The 24,704-nt window shown below is 45.9% G+C and carries 8 protein-coding genes; all 8 read left to right on the forward strand.

Features of this window, described 5'->3' with window-relative positions:
* Positions 1-80 precede the first annotated feature (80 nt).
* From EAE89_RS05655 to EAE89_RS05690, 8 genes are read left to right on the forward strand one after another with little or no spacing between them, the layout of a single operon-like run.
* Positions 81-11,369: a non-ribosomal peptide synthetase gene (locus EAE89_RS05655; protein WP_214085495.1), complete on the forward strand. Its 11,289-nt coding sequence runs from the start codon at positions 81-83 to the stop codon at positions 11,367-11,369.
* Positions 11,366-16,825 (forward strand): non-ribosomal peptide synthetase, encoded by a 5,460-nt coding sequence (locus tag EAE89_RS05660; RefSeq protein ID WP_214085496.1) that lies wholly within the window; start codon positions 11,366-11,368, stop codon positions 16,823-16,825. Before EAE89_RS05655 ends, EAE89_RS05660 begins: the two co-directional genes overlap by 4 nt.
* Positions 16,826-17,899 (forward strand): NAD-dependent epimerase/dehydratase family protein, encoded by a 1,074-nt coding sequence (locus EAE89_RS05665; RefSeq protein ID WP_149615949.1) that lies wholly within the window; start codon positions 16,826-16,828, stop codon positions 17,897-17,899.
* The gene (locus tag EAE89_RS05670) at positions 17,896-19,023 is read left to right on the forward strand and encodes a Gfo/Idh/MocA family oxidoreductase (protein ID WP_054477275.1); all 1,128 of its coding nucleotides are present in this window, start codon (positions 17,896-17,898) and stop codon (positions 19,021-19,023) included. Before EAE89_RS05665 ends, EAE89_RS05670 begins: the two co-directional genes overlap by 4 nt.
* Positions 19,016-19,759: a thioesterase II family protein gene (locus tag EAE89_RS05675; RefSeq protein WP_214085497.1), complete on the forward strand. Its 744-nt coding sequence runs from the start codon at positions 19,016-19,018 to the stop codon at positions 19,757-19,759. The genes EAE89_RS05670 and EAE89_RS05675 overlap by 8 nt, the downstream gene beginning before the upstream one ends.
* A gap of 34 nt (positions 19,760-19,793) precedes the next feature.
* A complete protein-coding gene (locus EAE89_RS05680) occupies positions 19,794-21,065 on the forward strand; it encodes an MFS transporter (RefSeq protein WP_149615947.1) in 1,272 nt (423 codons plus the stop codon).
* Positions 21,062-22,834 carry an ABC transporter ATP-binding protein gene (locus tag EAE89_RS05685; protein ID WP_054477281.1) on the forward strand — a complete coding sequence of 591 codons (1,773 nt, stop codon included), beginning with the start codon at positions 21,062-21,064 and terminating at the stop codon, positions 22,832-22,834. The genes EAE89_RS05680 and EAE89_RS05685 overlap by 4 nt, the downstream gene beginning before the upstream one ends.
* On the forward strand, positions 22,827-24,572 hold the full coding sequence (locus EAE89_RS05690; protein WP_054477282.1) for an ABC transporter ATP-binding protein: 1,746 nt from the start codon (positions 22,827-22,829) through the stop codon (positions 24,570-24,572). The genes EAE89_RS05685 and EAE89_RS05690 overlap by 8 nt, the downstream gene beginning before the upstream one ends.
* The last annotated feature ends 132 nt before the right edge of the window (positions 24,573-24,704 follow it).

The following is a 24,704-nucleotide window of genomic DNA, read 5'->3' on the forward strand; positions in this document are numbered from 1 at the left end:
CTATACATTGTTTATAAATTTTTCACTGCCTGCTATTACTATTATTTTAAATGATGGTAATAATTATAAGGAATTAAGGTATGAATGATAATAATAATTTATCAGGGTGGGTAAGAGATACTCTTTATTTATATGCAAATAAACAGCCTAACGAAACGGTTTTAAGATATTGCCTTAAGGATAATACACAAGAATTTAACTATAAAGATATTATCTGTCTCAGTAGCTATATTGCCCGCCATATAAGTTACCGCGAAAATGCTAAAGCGATTATTCTGATACCGGGTAATACTCAGTTTATTTTGGGATTCATAGCTTGTATTATCCGTGGTATTACCGCTGTCCCCGTTAACTTACCAGCCAGTCATCGTCTTGGACGAGTAGCGGATACAATTGATCATATCTTTGAAGATTGTCAGCCAGAATATATTATTACTTTAAAAAGCTCGGTTGATGAAATTGAGAAGCGGCAATGGCATGTAGGTCGTCAGGTTATTGTGCTTGATGATATTCTTACGGAGAATGATATATCAGAAATACCATCAGCTAATGAATATAAAGAGCTAATGTGTCCGAATGATGGTCCGGTATTTCTTCAATATTCTTCTGGTTCTACCGGTAAGCCGAAAGCTGTCTGCAATTTTGATGCAAATATGCAGGCCCAACATGAGATATTGCTTGAATTACATCGCGATTGCCAGCCACGAATTATTACGGCCAATTGGATACCGTTTTATCATGATATGGGCATGTTTTGCGGATTATTGACGCCACTATTATCTGGCGGTTGTTGCAACTTTATTTCTCCCAGCCATTTTACGGCTGATCCTGCCCGCTGGTTAAAACTGATTACTGATTATTCTGCAAATTCCACAGCCGCACCAGATTTCGCTTGGCAACTGTGCGTTGATAGTATCACTCAAGAGCAGGCAGCAGAATTCGATCTCTCTTCGCTTAAAATGGTATTGAATGCCGCAGAACCTATCCGGGTTGAAACTATGCCGCAGTTTGCCCGTCACTTTTCTGTGTCAGGTTTTAACCCTTTGAGCTTTGTGCCCGCCTATGGTATGGCGGAAGCAACACTTGTCATCAGCCGCAAACCCGCCGGGATGCCATTCATTAGCCAGTGTTTTGATGCGGATAGACTTGCTTCCGGTTACGCTGTTCCTGCGGAAAATGGTCGTGAACTGGTGAGTTCAGGGCAGGTTGTCAGTGGATGGAAATTACGGATTGTTGATCCTGAAACCGGTGAAATATTACCGGAAGGGCGGGTTGGTGAAATTTGGGTTGATGGTGATTCTAAAGCGCCTGGTTATTGGCAGAAACCCGAACTTAGCCGGCAGACTTTTATGGCTTGTCTTAATCAGTCTATAGATAAAAGCTATTATTTGCGGACAGGCGATTTAGCCTTTATCTGGCAAGGAGAGCTTTATATCTGTGGCCGACATAAAGATCTTATTATTGTCGCTGGCGAAAATTACATGCCAAATGATATTGAAGCCAGTATCGAGATGGGATGTGAAGACGTAAAAATTGGTGGAGCTTGTGCTTGCCAACGGGTAGAAAGCGGTGAGTTGTTTGTCTTTGCCGAAGTTTATCGCCACCTTGAAGCGACTAAATTACAGGTTATTGCCCGGCAGATTGCTGCCAGAGTCGCATCGGATTTTCAGCTTTCACTGGCGAATGTGGTGTTATTGCCTCATGGCGCGTTGAAAAAAACTTCCAGTGGAAAAATCCGACGTAAACAAATGTTGGCTGATTTTGAGAATAGCCAACTAAAAGTGCTCTTTGCTTTGCAGTCTGATATTGACAAAAAAGAAGCTTCTTCCTTGCCCGGTTGGCTTTATCAGCTTCTTTGCAGTTTGCTTCATTTAGATAACCCAAATCCTGCCTGTGGTTTTGCTGAATTGGGATTAACCAGCCTGTTAGCAGTCCGCTATTGCCAGCAGATAAATAAAATCTGGCGTTGTAATCTAACCCCGGCGGATTTATTTGCTTACCCAACTATTACTCAGTTGGCTAAATATATTGATAAATTATCAGATGAAAAAATCACGGTATCTGCCACAAAATCTGAATCAACCGGAAATAAACAGATTGCAATTATTGCGATAAGTTGTCGCTTACCGGGGCAAACAAGTAACAAATGGCAACAATATGGGCAATGGTTGGCAAAAGCAGAGTTAGCCGTTAAAGCCAACAATTCAGAACTTCGTCAGTTTGCGCTTCCTATTGGCGCTCTGGAACATATTGACCAATTTGACGCCCGTTTCTTCAACATTTCAGGCCGGGAAGCACTATTACTTGATCCTCAGCAGAGGCTATTGCTTGAATTAAGCTGGCATCTGTTCGAACAGGCCGGATGGTTGCCGGAGCAACTGAAACAATCGGATACGGGTTTCTTTATCGGTCAGAGCGGCAGTGAGTTTGGTCAGCAATTACTGCAACTGAATAATCCTGAATATGCCAAAAGTTATTTGGCTACTGGGATTAATACGAGTGCAAGTTCTGGCCGATTAGCGAAGTTCTATGGAACAACCGGTCCTGCACTCACTATTGATACGGCTTGCTCTTCTTCTCTAGTGGCATTGGATACGGCGATTCGCAGTTTACAGCAAGGGCAATGCCACGCTGCTGTTGCCGGTGGCGTTAACATTTTACTGTCACCGCAGATTGAACAGACATTGATAAACGCTGGCATGTTATCGCCTAAGGGCCGATGCGCTACGCTGAGTGAAGACGCGGATGGCTATGTCAGAGGTGAAGGTGCGGCCTTACTATTACTCAAACCTTATCAACAGGCTTTGGATGATGGTGATCCGGTGTTGGCCGTGATTGAATCCAGTTGTGTCGCTCAGGATGGTGAAAGTAGCAGCTTGACTGCTCCGAATCCACAAGCCCAGTCAGCAATGCTTAAGCGATTGTTGGAACAGGCTGATATTGCGCCTGATGATATTGATTTGCTGGAGATGCATGGCACGGGTACCGCTTTAGGTGATCCGATTGAGTTACAAGCGATTGACAGTGTTTATGGTAAACGACACCAGCCGTTGCCGTTGGCCGCCTGTAAAGCACAGATCGGTCATTTGGAAGCTGCCGCAGGTGTGGCCTCTGTGGTTCGGGCTGTGGCGCAGATACAACAGCAACAACGGTTTGGTCATCCAACTTTGGCCTCGTTCAGTGCTAAATTGTCAGCGTTAATGCCACGTTATCGCTACAGTAAACAGACTGAATCCCACCGAATAGAACGAGTTGCGATCAGTTCATTCAGTTTTACCGGCACAATGGCGGGTTTAGTGCTGAGTAAAGCAAATTTATCTGACACCACTATCCCAGCGCCATTTGTTGAAAATGGTTTATTACCGCTTTCCGCCTGTAGTGCATCAGCATTGCAGCAGATGGCTAATCAACTGGCGGATTTGCTGGAAAATCATCAGGAACAAGCTGGTGAACTGCTCAACGGTTGGTTGAAGAAACGCCATCATCATTTTGGCTGGCGGGCGCTAATCAGCTATCAGAATTTAGCCACTCTGATCGCGCATTTACGCCATGTTGAGCCAATTCAAATTGATCGTGTAAAAATGTTAGAGAAGGGGAGTGATCCTTGTGATTGGTTACAAGGGCAATCCTATAACTGGGTTAAGTATGCTGGAAACATGCCGGTTAGCCGATTTACACTAGCACAACTGCCTCTCTATCCATTTAATCGTGACAGTTACTGGCTGGAAGAACTTCGTTTAGTTGTACAGGAAACACAGGATCAATCCGAATCTTGTTCAGGTCATACAGGCTTTGATTTCGTTATCAATTGGATAGCGGATGTGCTGGGAACTGAGCCTAACGCATTAGCAATGGATGATAACTTGCTTAATTTGGGCATTGATTCATTGCAGATGTTGGATCTGGTGGATGAGTGTAAAAAACAGCATGTCATTCTGTCATTATCTTCTTTATTCGAGCAGCCAACATTAGCCGCATGGCAACAGTGTTGGTTTTCTGCCGCTCAATCTGAAAATGTCTCAAAAGAGTCAGAACAGCCGGTTATAAAATGGAATGGCGAGCCTTTTGAACTCACTTCGGTTCAGCAAGCCTACTGGACGGGGCGGCAAAAAGAACAGACGCTGGGCGGAATCGCTTGTCAAGTCTATCTGGAACTGGATTGTCCGTTACTGAAGAACAGCGATATTGAATGGGCAGTGAATCAATTACATCAGCGCCATGATATGTTGCGGATGCGTATTACCGGTGATGGTAAAGGGGAGATTACGGTTTACCAGCCGGTATCCATTGAATCTTATGATTGGCAACAACTTTCACCGAGTTTATTGGAAGAGAAAAGATTCACGCTTAGGAAACGTCTGGAAACTAAAGTTGCAGATCTGACAATTGAAAGTGGATTTGGCGTGGTAGTAAGCCATACCGTAAATAGCAGTCGCTTACATATTAATATCGATATGGTAATGGCGGATGCTATGAGCCTTCAGATTTTGTTGAGAGAGCTCAGTCAGCTTATTTTGATGCCGGGTGTGCTTCTTCCTCAATTAAATTACAGCTTCCCGCAATATCTGTGTGAACAGGCCGCTGATAATCAGTTAATCGATAGTCGTCAATACTGGCAAAACAGATTGGCTGAGCAATTGCCTTTTGCGCCTCAGTTACCGCTGGCAGTTAAACCGGAACATATTGATAAGCCTGATTTCCATCATCGTCAGTGGAGTCTGGAACAACAGCGTTGGTTATCATTAAAGGAAATTGCCCGCAGCAATGGTATAACCCCGTCAATGCTGCTGGCGAATTGCTTTGCTGAGACATTGCGTGGCTGGGCTGAATCGCCGGATTTCACACTGAATCTGACTATTTTCAACCGTCGCGGAGAACATCTTCAACTACCTGATTTAGTCGCAGATTTCACAACATTATTGTTGCTGGCTTGTCATACACAAGCGGGGAACAGCATCTTAGAAAATTGCCGGGCTCTCAATCGCCAGTTTATGTCAGATCTGGATCATGTGGATTACAGCGCGATTCAGGTTATGCGGGACTGGTCGCAGATGTACGGGCATCAAGTTCCCATGCCGGTGGTATTCACCAGTAATCTTGGCCGTGATCTGCTTAACGGTAATGAGCTGGGAGAACTGAATTATCTGGTATCCCAGACGCCGCAAGTCTGGATTGACTGCCAGGTGATGGAACATCAAGGCGAATTATTAGTCAGCTGGGATTGTGTCGATGGGTTATTCCCTCAAGGCATGCTTGATCAAATGTTTAGTTTTATGACTCATCTGATCAGCGCAATTACAGATAATTCTCAACTCCTTTTAAAGCCGGTTTCGCATTATGTCACGCCGGAAATTATTGAACAGCGTACAGAGCCTAAAGATCGTGATGGCATGCTGTTTACGCCACGTTTGCTGCATCGTCGTTTTTATGAGATTGCTGCATTGTGGGCAGATTCACCAGCAGTTATCACGCCTCATCAACGACTCAGTTATGGCGAACTTGAACAGGATGTACTGGAACTGGCTTACAGGCTGAAAGAGCAAAAAGTAAAAGCCGGAGATAACCTGGCATTACTGTTGCCAAAAGGTACAGAGCAAGTTGTGGCTGTTTTGGCTTGCTTGAGTGTTGGGGCGGTATATGTTCCGCTGGATGTCGCGCAGCAATCAGCCCGTTTACAGACCATCATCAGTCAGGCGGATATTTCGTTGATTATTACAAATAACGAATATCAGGAGCTTGTTAGTGGTTGGTTTGATGCGGTTCTGAATATTGAGCAGACAGGTGACTCACGACTGCCATTATCACAGGTGGTTTATGGGGAACCGGAACTTTCTGCTTATATCATCTTTACTTCTGGCTCTACCGGTACACCTAAAGGTGTTGTGGTATCTCATCAGGCTGCCGCTAATACAATTGATGATATTAATCGCCGTTATGGTCAGCAGGAAAAAACACGGGTATATGCCCTGTCGGCACTGAATTTTGATTTGTCGGTGTATGACATTTTTGGCCCTCTCGCGTCAGGGGGAGCCTTGGTGATGCCTGAGATAGGCCATGAGCGGGAAGCAAAACAGTGGTTGGAACAGCTGCATCAGGAACAGGCGACAGTCTGGAACAGTGTCCCTGCGTTGTTTGATATGTTGCTGGTGGCTGCTGAAAATGATCCTCGTGGCTTGCCGGATTCATTGCAACAGGTGTTGTTATCCGGTGATTGGGTTGGTCTGGATCTGCTTCCCCGTTTGCGTGAAGTCGGCAGTCAGGCTCAATTAACGGCAATGGGGGGAGCGACGGAAGCGGCAATCTGGTCTAACGCGATTGATGTCGATGTTATCCCGTCGGAATGGCGCTCAATTCCTTACGGTTATCCGCTCTCTAATCAGCATTACCGAGTCATGGATTCACAACAACGGGATTGCCCTGATTGGGTCGCCGGAGAGTTGTGGATTGGCGGAAAAGGTGTAGCGCTGGGCTATTACGGCGATCGGGAAAAAACAGATGCTCAGTTTGTTCTGCATCAAGGGCAGCGTTATTACCGGACCGGAGATTATGGCCGCTTTTGGCAGGGAGGATGCCTTGAGTTTCTTGGCCGTAAAGATAGCCAGATTAAACTGAATGGTTACAGGATTGAACTGGGTGAAATTGAAACGGTGGCTTTACGTCACCCAGCAATCAGTAAAGCTGTTGCATTGTGTTTATCTGAACCACAGAAACATCTGAGATTATTCGTTGAAGGCCAGGTTATAACGGGTGATTCTTCAACATTCGCTGATGATATATTGCCTGAAATGCCATCATTTATTCAGGTAGAAAACAGTCAGGATGATGAACAGAATATCGCTTTGTCACTGTTGCAAAAGATATTGCTTGATTCTTTGCAACTGACATTCACTCAGCCGCAAAGTGCAGAAATACTTTACCAACAGGCAGGGGTGATACCTCGTTATCAACCACTATTTATTCAGTGGCTGGCGTGGTTGACGCATCAGGGATGGTTATCTGAAAGTGAAACAGGCTGGCAGTTGAATCATGGTTGGCAACCAGATAACAAACCGGTTCTGGCATCACGAATGGACAGAATTTATCAGGCGCTTAATGGGTATTGTGACTGGATTGTTCAAGTCATTCAGGGGAAACAGAACCCACTGATGCTTATCGACGATCCTGTATTGTCGCCGGAGGTTCTGGTTGTTGGTTCACCGGAAACCGAAGTGGTCATTACCCTTATTGCGGATCAAATCCGTCGGTTATCCACGATATTGCAGCGGCCTGTCAGAGTCGCAGAGCTGAATGGCCGCAGTGGTCTGTTTGCAGGCAAGTTACTCAGTCTATTATCAGATTTGGAGATTGAATATTGCTTGGTTGAACAGGCCGGTTCACTGCGTGAACTGGCGAAATATCGTCTGTCAGGTTATCCGCATCAGAGTCAGGTTTGCACAGTGCGGGAAACGGCAGATTATAGTGCCGATTTGGTCATCAGTAATAACGCATTGCATCGTTATGCCGATATCTGTCGGGGAATCTCTGATCTGCAAGTATTGGCATCTTCTGGCAGTGGCGTATTGGTGTTTGAAAGCCAATATCTCAGCCCGCTGGCACAATTAACGGTGTTACTGCTGCAAGATGAAAACGGTTTTACTGATCTGCGACAAGGTCAGCAAGATCCACTACTGGATAAGAAACGTTGGCAGCAGCAGTTGTTGCAAAGTGATTTACCCGTGCAGTCTGTCACGGTAATGGGTGAAAACTCTGTACTGTTGATGTGCAAAAACTGTCGTGGCAACGTTACGGTTAATCGCCACGAACTGACACAGCATCTGACAAATTATCTTCCAGCTTATATGTTGCCGCAGTATTTGCATGTTTTAGATAAATTACCATTGAGCGCTAATGGAAAAATAGATCGCAAAGCACTTGAGCAATTAGCTGTAGACGGGGCAGAACAGGAAATTCTGCAATCTGCCCAAGGTGTCGAATTGTCAGGAAAAGCCGAATATCTGGTGGCTAAAATCTGGCAACAGGTATTGGGAACAGAACCAATGGCTGACAGCAATTTCTTCCTGCTTGGTGGTGATAGTTTACATGCCACCCGTATTGTTGTGGCGTTGGAATCAGCAGGGGCTGTAGATGTCACACTGGCTCAGGTGTTCTCCTCCCCGGTATTGCGTGACTTTGCTCGTTTGATGACTTTTGCTGAACTGTCAAAAACAAAAGTGATGCAGCTGCAACATCAGGAAAGTGAGTGTTATCAGCCATTCCCGCCTACAGATGTACAACGTGCCTATCTGATGGGGCGTCAGGCTGGTTTCCGTCTCGGTGGGGTTGCCACTCATTATTATAACGAATACGAAGGCCAGCCTTTTGATGCAATGCGGTTAGAACAGGCTTTATCTGCCTTGATTGCTCGCCATGATGCATTGAGAATTGTATTTGACGAGCAAGGAATGCAACAGGTGTTGCCACAGCAGCCAAAACCTGCGCTAGACGTGATCCACTGTTCAGATCAGCAATGGTCAGAAGAAACCAGTAAATTGCGGGAACGCTTATCTCATCGGGTACTTGATCCGACACAATGGCCGCTGTTCCATGTGACGCTGATTCAGTCAGATAATGGGCGTAACCGCCTGTATATCGGGTTGGATAATTTGATCCTTGACGGTTTGAGTATGCGTATTTTCTTCACCGAACTTGAGCAGCTTTATCAGCAACCGGAAGGAGTATTGCCATCCGTTGGGATTGGTTTCCGAGATTATCTCACCACGGTGATTTCTGATGAAGAGAAGAGCCGTAAATCGGCAAATTACTGGCAGGCCCGGCTGGCAGAATTACCTGAAGCGCCAAAGCTGCCACTGATTTGTGATCCGCAGTCATTGGGTACGCCTCGGTTTAAACGTTGGCAATCTGTTTTGCCTCGGCAGCAGTGGCAAACGCTGACAGAAAAAGCCCGGCATTATCAAGTGACGCCTTCTTGTTTATTGCTGACTTGTTATGCACAAGTGTTGGCGAAATGGTCTGAATCGGCGTCATTGAGTATCAATGTGACGTTGTTTGATCGTCAGCCATTACATCCTGATATCAACCATATTCTGGGGGATTTCACTTCACTTCTGTTACTGGAATGTCATCATTTAACCGATGAAAACTGGCTTAACAGAGCACAGCGATTACAGCAACAGCTTTGGCAAGATCTGGCTCATACTGATGTTTCGGCTGTATGGGTTATCCGTGAATTGAATAAACAACGGCAAGTTACCGATTTGGCTATGCCCGTCGTGTTTACCAGTGCGTTAGGGGCAGAAGTCATGCCTTATCAAGAGAGTGCACAACCTTTCCCGCCGGCTATCTGGGGAATTTCTCAGACTCCTCAGGTTTGGATCGATCATCAGGTATATGAACAGGATGGAGAATTACGTTTCAACTGGGATGTGGTTGATGGCCTGTTCCCGCAAGGTATGATTGATACGATGTTCAGCGCATATTGTGATTTGCTGACGCAGTTAAGTGTGACCCCGGACTGGCGTACTCAGGTGAATGTAGCGCTGCCGATACAACAGCAGCAATGTCGTCAACGGGTTAATGATACGCATCAGGAATTGAGTTTTGCACCAATGCATCAGCGTGTTGGGCAGGCGATGACACAGTTTGCGGATCGAACAGCGATTATTGATGGTGAGCAGCAGGTCAGTTATCAGCAGTTAGAGCAACATGTGCAACGATTAGCCCAGGTTTTGGTTGAACAAGGCATTTGTGCGGGTGATTGTGTTGGTGTTGCGTTGCCGAGGGGTTATCAACAAATCGTCGCAGTACTGGCTGTTCAGTGGTTGGGCGCGGCTTATGTTCCAATCTCTGTCGAGTGGCCGGTACTGCGCCGGGAACAGGTTGCTCAGCAGGCGGGGTTGATTTGTGTTGTGGCGGATAGCCACTTGCAATGGACGGAATCTGTCGCAATTGTTGATATTAACCAGTCACCGCTGACAACAACGGTGATTCAACTCTGGCATTCACAAGCTCAAGATCTGGCTTACATTATTTTCACTTCTGGCAGCACTGGCGTACCTAAAGGCGTAGCGATCAGTCACGGTGCTGCGGTCAATACTATTGAAGCGATCAATCGGCAGCATTGTGTTGGTAAACAGGACAAAGTTCTGGCGCTGTCTGCACTGCATTTCGACCTTTCTGTGTGGGATATCTTTGGTGTGTTGTCAGCGGGAGGGACTTTGGTCACGGTACCTGAAACCTATTCCAAGGACGCTGCACATTGGTTGACTCTGATAAAACAGCACCAGATAACGTTATGGAACAGTGTGCCAGCCTTACTGGAAATGGCGCTGTTACTGAGTGAAAACGGTGAACAGGCCGATGCGCTTACTAGTTTGCGTCTGGTCATGCTCTCTGGTGACTGGATTAACCTTGCATTGCCTGAGCGTTTGAAACGCTGGATACCACAGGTACAACTGGTTTCTATGGGGGGCGCGACCGAAGCGGCCATTTGGTCGAATTACTGGTTAGTGGATGAGCTTGATCCTGAATGGAATTCTATTCCTTATGGATTACCGTTACCGAATCAGCGTTTCCGTGTAGTCAATGAACTAACGGAGGATTGTCCTGATTGGGTTGCCGGTGAACTGTGGATTGGTGGTCATGGTGTGGCGCTAGGTTACTTCGGTGATGATGAGCGCACTGCCAATCAGTTTATTTTCTGGCAAGGGGAGCGTTGGTATCGTACTGGTGATATGGGGCGTTATCACCCAACAGGCGTACTGGAATTCTTGGGACGGCGTGATCAGCAGGTTAAAATTTCCGGTTACCGTATTGAGCTGGGTGAGATCGTACAGGCTCTGAAAGGTTGTGATGGTATTGAAGATGCGTTGGTATTTGTTAATCGACGTGGCGAACGTCCATCCCTCTCAGCTTGCGTTTTAGCATCACAAGAGCCGGATTGGTCGCTGTTGCGGCAGCAACTGTCAGCACAATTACCAGAATATGCGGTTCCGGTCGAGTTTGGTTGGTTGTCTTGCTGGCCGTTGACAGACAATGGCAAGCTAGATCGCAAAATGATTGAGCAACAACTACGGCATGTTGTCAATCAAGCTATGGATACATTGCCGGAAAGCCCATTGGAAAAACAGCTGGCAGATGTGCTGTTGCCATTACTTAATCTGACGCAACTCAGCGTTCATGACAATTTCTTTGCCCTTGGTGGCGACTCCTTTATTGCAACCCGTTTCACTTCTGAACTGAGGCGGTGTCATAACATTGATTTGCCACTCTGGCAGGTTTTTAACCTGCAAACTATTGCACGTATGGCGCAACAACTACAATCCGCACCCGCAGAAGAAGCGGAAATGATTTTTGAGGAAGGTTCTCTATGAATAGCCAGGAAACGATACAGAAAAAAACAGTACAGCTATCAGCGCCACAACAAGCTGTTCAGCTTTTACTGCAACTTGAACAACAACAGGCTAAATTCTGGCTGGAAGGTGATGCGTTGAAGTTTCGCGCGCCTGAGGGAGTGATGAATCCTCATGTTATTGCTCAGTTGAAAAATTTGAAACCACAAATTGTTGCGTTAATACAGGAGTGGCAGGAACCACAGAGTTTTGTGATAAACCCGGCACAGAAGCATTTACCTTTTGCTCTAAGTGATGTGCAGTCAGCCTATTTTGTCGGGCGTCATGCAATGTTCGATTATGGTGGTGTTGGTTGTCACGGCTATTTTGAGATTCTGACTGAACATTGGGACGTTAAACGCCTTGAACAGGTATGGAATCAACTGATCCAACGCCACGATATGTTGCGGGCAGTATTCACTGTTCAGGGGCAGCAACAGATTTTGCCGGAAGTGGATCGTTTTACTATTGATTGCGATTCCTCTTCGCAGGAAGAACTTCGACAAACCCTGTCTCACCGGGTTTATCAGACAGATTGTTGGCCTCTATTTGATCTGAAAGTCAGCCAAGCGGCAGGGAAATCCTGCCTTCATTTCAGTATTGATTTGCTGATTGCAGATTTTCTCAGTGTACAAATTTTGCTGGCAGAACTGTTAAAAGGTTATCAAGAGCCTCAGACAGAACTTGCTCCATTGCAGGCCAGTTTCCGTGATGTGATGGAGTTTGAGCGGCGCCGCCACCATCAGCGCAGTTATGCCAGCGCGCGTGAATATTGGTTGAAACGTCTGCCTGAGTTGCCGGCCAGCCCACAATTACCTCACCTTCCAGTACAAAGTGGCGTTGTTCCTCGTTTCAGTCGTTACGATTTGCAACTCACGATTAAGCAGTGGGAGCAATTGCAACAACATTGTCGTTTGCAGGGCGTCTCTCCTTCTGCACTGCTTTTGGCGCTATTTAGTGAAACACTTGTTCGCTGGTCAGAAACGAAATCTTTTTGCCTCAATCTGACAGTAATGAACCGCCGTGATCTTCATGAAGATATTCACCGGATGGTTGGGGATTTTACCAGCGTTAGCCTATTACAGGCGGATATTAGCCAGCCACTCTCCTTACTGGAACGGGTGAAAAATCTACAGGCGCAACTGTGGCAGGATTTGGAGCATAACGCATTCAGCGGTATTGAGGTGATGCGTGAGCTGGCACGACAGAGGGGAGCAGAAGCTGCGAGAATGCCGATAGTATTTACCAGTGCATTAGTTGGCGAGGGTAAAGAGCAGGCGCAGGATATTATCAGCCAATTACCGATGGATATTGAGATTGGCTATGGTATCAGCCAGACCCCACAGGTATGGATTGATTGCCAGGTGATGGCCCGTAACGGAGGGTTATTGGTCAACTGGGATATCATGGAGGGAGTATTCCCGCTAGACCTCATCCGCGATATGTTCAATTGCTTTACTGGCGCGATACATCAGGTACTGGAACATGTTGATGTGTGGGATCAGGTACTCGTCATTAATCTGCCTGAGTACCAGCAAAAAATACGGCAACAGGTTAATGCGACTGAGGAAGTGATTAAATCGGCGCTATTACATCAGGGTATCCTAGAACAGGCCGGTAAAACGCCTGATGCATTGGCGCTGATTGATGCATGTGGGCAGGTGACCTACCAACAGATGGTAACACGCGCCACAAAATTGGCTGCCTTTTTGCCTCAAGGTGGACATAGCGCGGTATTGATGGAGAAAGGTGCGGAGCAGGTTATTACAACCCTGGCGATTCTAATCGCTGGTGGTGTTTATCTGCCACTTGATATTTCACAACCGTTACCACGGATATTACAAATTCTTACTGATGCACAGGTTAGTGCAGTATTGACAGATAATGAAGTTTTAGCCCAACAGTTGCGGGAACAGGGGTTTAATGCTGCTAGCACAGAGAATCTGTCAGAGCTGGCAACGACTTCCGTTGTGTCAGTGAAGCAAAATGACCCGCATAATCTGGCCTATATTATTTATACCTCCGGGAGTACCGGGCAGCCGAAAGGCGTGATGATAAGCCATGATGCGGCGCTGAATACCATCAGCGATATCAATCGCCGTATGAATGTCACATCGACTGACCGCATGCTGGCACTGGCGAGGCTGAGTTTTGACCTTTCTGTTTACGATATTTTTGGTGTACTTAGCGCAGGTGGCGCGCTGATATTGCCGCAGGAACAGGATTTACAAAACCCTGCACAATGGGCGCGGCTAATTGGTAAGCATCAGGTGACGTTGTGGAACTCTGTCCCAGCGCAAATGACGATGCTGACCCGCTATCTGTCTGAAGGTGGGAAGGAATCCATTGGTAGCTTGCGTTGTGTGATGATGTCTGGTGACTGGATCCCGCTTAATTTGCCAACCGCTATTTATCAGCATGCGCCAGATGCTTATCAGTTCAGCCTGGGTGGGGCGACTGAAGCTGCTATTTGGTCAAATATATGGCCGATAGAACCTTCAAAAACCTATCACAACAGTATTCCTTATGGCACGCCATTGGCTAATCAGCAGTTCCGTATTTTGGATCTCCGTGGGGAACCTTGTCCTGACTGGGTTGCGGGAGAACTTTGGATTGGTGGCCGTGGTGTTGCCCAAGGCTATTGGCAGGATGAAGAAAAAACTCGCCATCACTTTATCACTGACAGCCAGGGACAACGCTGGTATCGCACGGGAGACCGGGGGCGTTATACCATCAATGGCATTATTGAGTTTCTTGGACGCTGTGATAATCAGGTAAAAATTCGTGGTTATCGGGTGGAAACGGGTGAGATAGAAGCCGTGTTGGAACGACATAATAGTGTGGCTCAGGCTGCGGTTGTCGTAAAAGGGGATAAACATAATCAGGAATTACATGCTTTCGTTGAAGCGGCGACAGAAAATTCGTTGGAACGGGCAGAAAAGCTGTATCAACGCTATGAGATGGCATTACAAAAAGTACGCTCAGTTGCCAGCAATATTGAAGCAACGATAGATAAGCAAAAGGTAGAAAAGCTGGTTTGGTTCCTTGATCGTGTAGCCCTGTTGCATATGGCGGGTGCGTTGGTAGATGTCGGTGCTTTACAGGCAGGAAAGTCTGCTACCCTCGATTCTGTGATGGAAAACGGCAGTATTGCGGCAGAAAACCGGCAATTAACACGCCGGTGGCTGAGAGCGTTGGTTCAGCATCAGCTAATTCAGCAGCAAGGTGAGTATTACCAGCTCAATGCTGATGTTTCAGAGTATGAAATCAAGCAGTGTTGGCAACAATGTTATGACTTGATGTCAGCATTGGATGATGACCAAGGCTTGCTTACCTATCTGGAACGCAGTAGCCAATGTCTGCCGGAATTGTTGCAAGGCAAAGAAGATCCGCTGAATTTGTTGTTCCCTGATGGCAAGTTGGATGTGGCGACCAAAACTTACCAAAACAATCTGATCAGTAAAATGATGAATCGCTTGTTGCTGGCTGCGGCTGAACAAAAAGCGGCTCAGATTAACCATGAGGAAGGGCGTTGCCTGCGGGTCTTGGAAATTGGGGCTGGTGTGGGCGGCACCAGTAACGTACTGATCCCGAAACTGGCAGGCTGGAAAGTCGAATATACCTTTACCGATGTTTCACCATTCTTCCTGAATGAGGCCAAATTGCGTTATCAGCAGTTTGATTTTATTCGTTACCGGTTGTTTGATTTCAATCGTACACCGGTGGAACAAGGGTTGGATTGTGGTCAGTTTGACATGATTGTCTCTTCTAATGTTCTGCACAATGCGGTTATTGCTCGTCAGGGATTAGAACATCTGCGTCAGTTATTGGCGCCGGATGGATGGCTGCTGGTGATTGAAGCGACACGGGATAATTACCAGTTGATGACTTCTATGGAATTTAAGCACGGTCTGAGTGATTTTGCCGATGAACGGCTGGAGCTGGATTCGCCGTTTATGCCGCAGAAAAACTGGCTTAATGCCATGAACGATGTGGGTGCGGAGACGTTATGGGCTTATCCGCCAGCAGAAGACGCGCTTTATCAATTGGGGCAGAGTTTTATTTTGGCGCAATTTAACCTCAATCGTAAACCATGTAGCAGCACAGAATTGTTGGCGTCATTAAAACAACAACTGCCTGCTTATATGGTGCCTGCTCGCCTTACCGTACTTGATCGTCTGCCTGTGACAGCTAATGGCAAAGTGGATCGTAAAGGTATGCCGGATTTACCGGAGCATAGCGGGAATGAACCAGTAGCAGAAAGCAACAGCAGTGACGAACTGGAACAGACCTTACTGACGTTGTGCCGGGAACTGCTTGGGCATAATAATATTGGTCTTGATGATGATTTCTTCGCCAGCGGTGGTGACTCATTATTAATAACGCAGTGGGTGAGCCGGATTCGTCAGGAACTTGGGGAAAATAACGTTCCGTGGGAAGGTAGCTTGCGTCAGGTACTACAGCAGCCAACTGTTCGTGCATTGGCGGCATTTTTGCGTACGCAGTCAGTGCAGGATAAGAGAGCATCAGATAACCATGCTTGTTTGACGTTGTTGAAGGAAGGTCATGGTGATCCGGTCGTTATTCTGCATGAAGGCAGTGGTACAGTACTGCCTTGCCTGCCTTTGACCGAAAAACTTTCCGGGCCGGTTTATGCGCTGAGTGTGGTAGATACAGAAGCTTTCCTGCAAATTCCGTCTGAGCAGTTAATTTCTCAATTGGCACGGCATTATCTGCGTGATATTCAATCTTTGCCTGGTCATTGCCATTTATTTGGTTACTGCATGGGTGGGTTATTGGCTTTTGAAATGGCGCGTCAGGCAATGGAAAATCAGACTCCGGTTGCCTCCGTAACGATTGCCAGCAGTTATCAGATCCCTTACCTGATTGATGACCCATTGATGATAGATATGGCGATTATCTGGGGATTGTCAGTGGAATGTCCGTGGCCGTTGCCTCAGGAACAACTGGAAACTGTTTATGAAGCTTTGCTGGCGGAGAAGCCAGAAGTAATTGATCGGCATTCCGTCGCTGAATATGCCCGTACCCGCGGAATGGATGCCTTTGCCGATGCTTATATGGCCGTAGTAGATATCCCGGAAGATCAGCGTTTACAGCAATTGGTCAGTGCTATTCGTAAAAATGAGATTGCTGAGAAAGAGTTGATCCGGATGTGTTCTGTTTTCCGTCACAGCATTCGGGGTGTTTGTCGTTATCAGCCAGACTATTTTGCCGGTGATCTGACGTTTGCCTGCCAAAATAGTGATACCTATTTGCTGCCTGCGCTCCAGCAGGACATGAAAGAATTCTGGCAACAATATTGTCTTGGAAACGTCAATTATCTTTCACTGAATGGCGACCATTTTGACTGTATTAAATCGGATAATGTGATGCCATTGGTAAACCATCTTGAGCAGAACAAAGCGCAGGTAAGCTAAATGAATTGGGATAGAAAAATTCTGGTAATAGGCGCTACGGGCGCAGTAGGCCGTTCTGTCGTTACCGCATTAAATCAATTGGGTTATCAGGTATCGGGTGCAGGGCGTCGTCCCTGTGCTGAATTAGCTGATTATCATCAGATAGATTTATTTGATGAAAAAGCACTGACTGAACTTTGTCAGCCATTTTCTTTGATCATTAATGCCGCAGGTCCTGCTTCGCAAATTCAGGACAGAATCGCCAGAGCAGCATTGGCTTCGGCAACGCATTATCTGGATGTTGCGGGAGAGCCTATTGTTTGGCAGAAATTAGCCGCAGATGAGAAATTAGCGCCTTTATTACAGAAATCAGCTTGTGTCTTGGGCGCGGGATATGTGCCGGGATTTGCCTCGATTTTACCTTTTTTAGCGGCAAACCGGCTGAAATCAGTGAGTAAAATGCGGTCATATCTTGGAGGAATAGAACCTTTTACGGTGACTTCCGCCATTGATTTTATTGATAGCCTGAATGAGCAGAATGGTAAAGCAGGTCATATCTTATCTGGAGGAACGCTACAACGGGCAGCCATAGAAAAAAATGTTCAGCCTGAAACCGCTAACAGGGCATTTGATGCCCTACCATATCTCAGTTTTGAGTTGGAAAGAGTTGCCCGTCAACTCAATCTGGTTGATTTCGCTGCATTTAATTTACTGGCGGATCGTCAGCTATTGCTGACAGATCAATTTAATGGTGAGCAGGGAATTAAACAGCTAATCAGCCAGAGTGAAGAACTAACGCATCATTATGGTCAACAGCAACATATTTTGCTGGAAGCAGAAGGCGTACTGGTGGGGCAATCCGTGACGTTTATTGCCAAAGGACGTTTTACTGATAGTTACCGTTTTACCGGAGTCGTTGCTGCATTGGCGGCGGATATGATGCTAAAAACACCACAATCAGGGTTGAAATGGCTATCTGATTTAGCTGATGCAGAGCAGTTATTATCAGGGCTTGAGCACATGGGGGCCTTTGAATACTGGCAGATAGAAATGAAACAGCGTCAAAGTACAGATTATGTTGAGGGGGAACTATGAGTCGTCCATTACGTGTTATCGTCTGTGGTACGTTGTTCGGTCAGGTTTATTTGTCAGCGTTTAAAACCCATTTTCCCGGTTTTGAACTGGCGGGCATTATTGCCCGTGGCAGTGAGCGCTCGCAGCGGCTGGCGGCTGAATATCAGGTACCTTTGTATGAACACGTTTCCCAGTTGCCGGATGATATTGATATTGCTTGTGTTGTGGTACGTTCTGCCATTGTCGGTGGCGCGGGCAGTGAACTGACAAAACAATTGTTGAGCAGAGGCATTCATGTTTTACAGGAACATCCGGTTTATCAGCGTGATGTGGCGGAATGTTTGAAACTGGCTCGCCAGAATAATTGCTGTTACTCGGTCAATACGCACTATCCGAATGTTCCGGCAGTACGGCAATTTACTGATTATTTGCAACAGGCTATGCAGCATCAGCAACCTTTATTTATTGAAGCCACCTGTGGCGTTCAAGTAATTTGCGGTTTGCTGGATATTTTGGGGCGTGCATTAGGAAAATTCACTCCTTTTGCTTTTGGCGACGCCCATCACTGGGATAAACAATTACTGACGCAGGCCGCCAGTTATCCGCCTTATACCACTATTCAAGGGGTTATTATGGGGATACCGTTAATCCTGAATTTGCAGAATCAGCTTGATCCTGGCGATCCGGATAACCATTTCCACATTATGCAACGCATTTGTGTCGGTCTGCCCAGTGGTAATTTGCTGCTGGTGAATACACATGGTCCGGTATTGTGGAATTCACGCTTCCATATACCACGCCAACGTACAACCAGTGGGGTAAGGGAGCCTCTATTACCACAACAGGCTACCCATTACTTTAAACCGCCAACGGCTGTTTCATTGTATGACTGTTGCCCAAGTCTGGAACAGATCACTAATCAGCATTGGCCTGAGGCTATTCGTCATGCTTTGCGGCAATTTGCCATACAGATGGAACGGCCTGATCCCCGCATGGCGCAATATTTACTGACAATGGCTTCTGTTTGGAAAACCTTAATGAGTAAGGTTGGCAACCCAGAAAGTTTGCATGTGCCTGATCCTGTTCCACCTCAACCGGAGATCAGTGAATTTCTGAAACAACAGGGGGATGTTCACTATGTTTGATAAGGTATCGCTTGATAGAGCAATGCGACTGATAAAGCCGGGAACCGGTAGCCAACTAATCTGTTTTCATTATGCCGGGGGCAGAGCAGAATATTTTATCCCCTGGCGTGACGGGATCTCAAAGGATACTGCGGTTTATGCCGTTCAATTACCAGGACATGGCTCGCGAATTAGCGAGCCGTTACAAACTTGTATTCATCAGTTGGCAGACAGCTTGGTCGAGGCATTGAATATTTTGCCTTTACGTCCGACTTATTTTTTTGGGCATAGCATGGGTGCTGCGCTGGCCTTTGAGGTGGCATTGCGTATGCAACAACAGGGTAGAAAAATCTGTGCATTATTTGTTTCTGCCCGTCTGCCGCCACACAAAAATAGTGGTAATGATTATCACCGTCGAGATGAACAGCAATTGTTGAATAAAATTACTTCTCTGGGCGGTTCTGCGATTGATTATCAGGCAATGCCTGAATTGAAGGCGTTGTTAATGCCCATTTTCCGAGCGGATTTTCAGGCTATCGAAACATATCAACGCCGTTGTCAGCAACAACTTGATTGCCCGGTATTTGCTTGTGCTGGCGAACGCGATACGGAGGTTTCTTTGGAAGAGATGGCGCAGTGGCAGTGGATAACTAAAGGGAAATTTGAACTGAAAGTGTTTGATGGCGGGCATTTTTACCTCAATGATCAATCTTCAGTTTTATTTGACTATATCAATAGTAATATTGCTGCTTCATAGTATCATTGCGCAATCAATAAATTTAGGAAATATCATGAAATATAATCATAACCTTGTTGGTTTATTTGGCCTTTATTGCGCGCAAGGTGCTCCTTTGGGGTTGGCAATTTTTGCTTTGCCGGGGATCTTACGGCAACAAGGGGCTGATATGCAGTTTATCGGCCTTATTGGTTTATGCATGTTACCCTGGGCATTCAAATTTATCTGGGCTTCTTTCATTGAAAACCATAAACCGTGGGGATTTGGCAAACTTTCTGCCGGATTAGCCTGGATTCAACTATTTAAAATACTTTCATTGCTTGCTATCGCTTCTCTGTGGTTTTTTAGCCCACAAACTGATGTCATCGGTTTGCTAATCATACTCACATTCATCAATCTTCTTTATGCCAGCCAAGATGTTGCGGTTGATGCTCTGGCAGTGCGCACTTTTGCAGGCAGTCGTCATGTCAAAGTGAATGTCGGTCAAGTTGCTGGGTTTAGTTTGGGGATGCTGGTTGGTGGTATTCTCAGCCTTTATGTTTTCAGCTCTGTGGGTTGGCACAACATGGTGCTGTTCTTTTTACTGGTTCAGATAGTTTGCCATATCCCATTTATGCTTAATAAGGATAAATTCAATATCGATCAGCAGCTTCCCGTTAAACCGGGCAGTGCTTCCGTCTGGAAAATATTCCGTCGTCAGGGAAGTTTGCCGGTTATTCTGATGGCATTGTTGTTTAAATTTGCCAGTACGCTTGGTGCCGGATTGATATCGCCTCTGCTCGTCGATATGGGTGTTAATCTGGAATTTATTGCTCTGATTTCCGGCAGTGTATTAATTATCAGTTATATTACCGGAGCGCTGGCTGCGGGTTTTCTTCATCGCTGGTTTTCCAGCCCGGCTTTGGCATTAAGTGGACTGATTGCCAGTGCGTTATGTTGGTTAGGACTGGCGATTTCACTCACGGTATCATCAACAGATCCCACAATGGTCTTTATCTTCTTTATGTTGGAAGGTTTCTTTTTCAATCTGAGCTGTGTTTCTTTCTTCTCTTGTTTCATGCGCTGGAGCGAAGGAGATAGCAAACAGGATGTTATTCAGCCAGGAACCAATTTTACCTTGCTGCAATGTTGTGAAGTGCTTGGTAGTAGTGCGGCAATGGTCATTGCCGGAACGCTGGCGCACTATTGGGGATTTACCAATGCGTTCTATGCGGCGGTTGCAGGAAGTGTTACCACAATTATTATTGTGACCATTTGCTTCCGTCTGTCTTCGTCTATGATTAACCGCCCGTCTGTTCAGCTTCAGCGAGTTGAGGTACAACAATGAAATCAGATGACAGCGCTTTTTCTTGGTTGATGAAACTGATCGGGACTCAGAAGAAAAGAGTGATCGCTTCCATGACCTTAGCCGTTATCTACTCTTTGTTGGCGTTGGTGCCTTATGTGTTGATCTATCGTCTGATAGATACTTTTCTGCATCAGCCGGATGCGGCTGCATCACAGGTATGGTGGCTGGTTGGCTTGGCAGTCATGGCGTTGGCTGGCAAGATAATATTGCAACTATTTTCCGGTTTACTATCGCATAAAGCGGCTTTCCAGCTTCTGTTTGAATTACGCCGCAAAGTGATTGCTCGAGTGGGTGATTTGCCGTTGGGAGCATCTAATCGTCATACCTCTGCAACAATGAAGAAAATTATCTCAGACGATATTGGTAGAATTGAAACATTCATTGCTCACCATTTACCGGATATCGCTGCCGCTATTGTTTCACCGCTGGCAGCGGCCACATTGCTGTTTTTCTTTGACTGGAGGTTGGCGTTATTGGCGTTGATCCCTTTGCCATTAGCCATTGCCATGCAGTGCTGGATTTTCAAGGGGTTTGATTCGCGTATTAGAGCTTATCATCAGGTTGTCGCAGATTTGCATACCAGCGTAGTGGATTTTGTGAAAAGTATGCCACTGGTCAAAGCTTTCAATATGACCGTAGATTCCCATCAGCGGTATGCCAATGCCGTGGAACAACATCATCGGTTAGTCACAGGGTGGCTTGTCGATACCCGAATGCCAGCGGCATTGTTTAAGCTGGCGTTGGATTTGGGATTGTTATGTATTATGCCCGTTGGTATCTGGCTGTATGCCCAAGGGGATGTGGCGCTGGCGACATTATTTATCTTCATGCTGTTGGGAATTGGCTTGATGGAACCACTCTACAACTTACTGCAATTTGCGGGTATGTTCAGCGAAATGCTAAAAGGTGTGGAAAATATCCGTGATTTTTCTGAGCAGCCCCGGCAGCGTGAAGGGGCTGTTCCACAGCCAATTAAGGGTAGTGATATCTGTTTTGAACATGTCACATTCCGCCATAATAATGCGGTTATTCCTACGGTAGATGCTCTCTCTTTTATCGCTCGGCAAGGGGAAATTACTGCGATTGTCGGCCCTTCTGGGGCAGGGAAAACCACCGCCGCTCAACTTATTCCCCGGTTATATGAGTATCAACAAGGTTGTATTTCGATTGGGGGAAGCGATATTACCGCGATGCCTTTGGATCAATTAATGTCGCTGGTTAGTTTTGTTTTTCAGGATGTATTTATCTTTGAAGACACCATTATGAATAACATCAGGATGGGGAACCAGGATATTACCGAATCGCAGATTATTGCTGCGGCTAAAGCGGCTTGCGTTGATGAATTTGTTCGTGAATTGCCGCAAGGATATCAAACAGTGGTTCAGCAGGGTTCGCTCAGTGGTGGGCAGGCTCAACGGCTCTCTATTGCCAGAGCGATAGCAAAAGATTCTCCGGTTTTAATTTTGGATGAAGCGACCGCTTATGCGGATGCGAAAAATGAAGTGAAAATCCAGCAGGCACTGTCCCATTTGATGAAAGGGCGCACAGTGCTGGTGATTGCTCATCGGCTGAATACACTGGTCAATGTTAATAAAATCATTGTGATGGATAATGGAGGTAAAGTGGCGGAAGGAACGCATCAGCAACTTTTGCAGGGTTGCCAGCTTTATCAGAATATGTGGGATGCTCATCAGGCGGCAAAAAGCTGGCATGTGGCTATGCGTAGCCAGGAGGTTTCACATGTTTAAGGCGTTTAACCTTTCTCGTCTGATTGGAAAACCACTGAAAGGGCTTTCCAGTATGGTGGCTCTCTCCATACTAGATGCTTTTCTGGCATCAGCGCCTTACGCATTTCTTTACTACATCGTTCTCGACATGCTCTCTGATATGCCCGATATGATGTATCAGTTTAAACTGGTAGGTGGTTGTGCGGCTTTGATGTTGGTTCGGGTATTACTGGCTCGTACACTTTATTTCAATATTGCACTGATTGGTTTCGATGCCGGGCGTACATTACGTAAAAACCTGGGAGAACATTTGCGCCGTATGCCGATGGGGTTTTTCCAACGGACGGATATGAATAGTGTAAATAATACATTGCTGAAAGATATTGATATGATTGAACATATCTTCACGCATTTGTATGCGCCAATAATTGCAACGGCTTCTGTACTCTGTTTCTTTTCTATCGGATTATTATTAAAAGATTGGCGTATGGCGTTGGCTATGCTTTCAACTTTACCTCTGGCGGTGTGTGCTTATTTACTGATGAGACAATATGCGCGCCGCTGGCAAAGTTGGATGCAGCAATTACTGTTCAAACTTAATGATGCTTTGATGGAGTATATTGATGGCCTGAAAGTGCTGAAATCTTATCGGATGCTTGGTCAGGCTTTTGGCCGTTTGAACAATGTACTTACGACGACTTATCAGCAATCGCTGACTGCTGAAAAAGCGGGCGTCTGGCCGATATACAGTTTTAATTTGCTGGTGGAATGCGGATTTATCGTATTGTTGATCGCACTGACTTGGGGGTGGTTGGGGCATACCTTGTCATTAGCGGAGGTACTGGTATTTCTTATTGCAGCGGTGCGTTTTTTCCGGCCATTATTGAATATGTCAATGTTTCTGGCTGAGTTGAATTATTTTAGTCTGGCAACAGAACGGGTTAAAAAAGTATTTGAATTGCCTGAATTATCGCAGGGAAATACTCGACCGCAGCTCAATAATATGACGCTTGAATTAGATAATGTGTATTTTGCGTATCCCGATAAACCAGAAATTTTTCGAGGAATAAATCTAACTATTGAAGCGAATAAAGTGACCGCTTTGGTTGGAGCATCTGGTTCAGGAAAATCAACGCTGGCTGCATTAATAGCTCGTTTTTGGCAACTTTCTGCAGGAAGTATTTGGGTAGGTAGTGGCAACCAAAAAGTCGATATTGCCTCTATGGAGGTGGAATATTGGCAGCAATATATCAGTGTGGTATTCCAGAGTAATTATATGCTCAATGATACGATTGGTAATAACCTGCGAATTGCCTGCCCTGATGCCAATGATGAAGAGTTATTGCGTGTCTGCTGTCTGGCAAGATTGGATAGTTTACTGAATAAATTGCCTGATGGATTGAATACGAAAATTGGTGCTGATGGGATACACCTTTCTGGCGGAGAATTGCAACGGCTTTCTATCGCAAGGGCATTACTAAAAAATGCGCCTCTGGTTATTTTGGATGAAGCAACGGCTTCGCTTGATCCAGAAAATGAAAGAGATATCCAATTAGCGATGCAGTCATTGATAACTAATAAAACTGTGCTGGTTATTGCGCATAAATTGTCATCTATTGAATATGCGGACAAAATTGTGGTGATGAATAATGGTGAAATTGCTGAGCAAGGACAACATCAGCAATTATTAGCAAATCGAGGGATTTACCATGATCTTTGGACATTACAGCAATCCGCGCAAAATTGGCGGTTAGCTTGAACTACTGAATAGTTAATATTTCCTGTGGGCAGATCAAATGGCCCACAGCTTATTGACAAAGTTCGGGTTTTTATCCGGCGTTTAATGAGCAACTGCCTTTTACTTATCGGTATCGATCTCAGCAAACATTCT

This window comes from Photorhabdus heterorhabditis (genome assembly GCF_018448905.1).
Lineage (GTDB): Bacteria > Pseudomonadota > Gammaproteobacteria > Enterobacterales > Enterobacteriaceae > Photorhabdus > Photorhabdus heterorhabditis.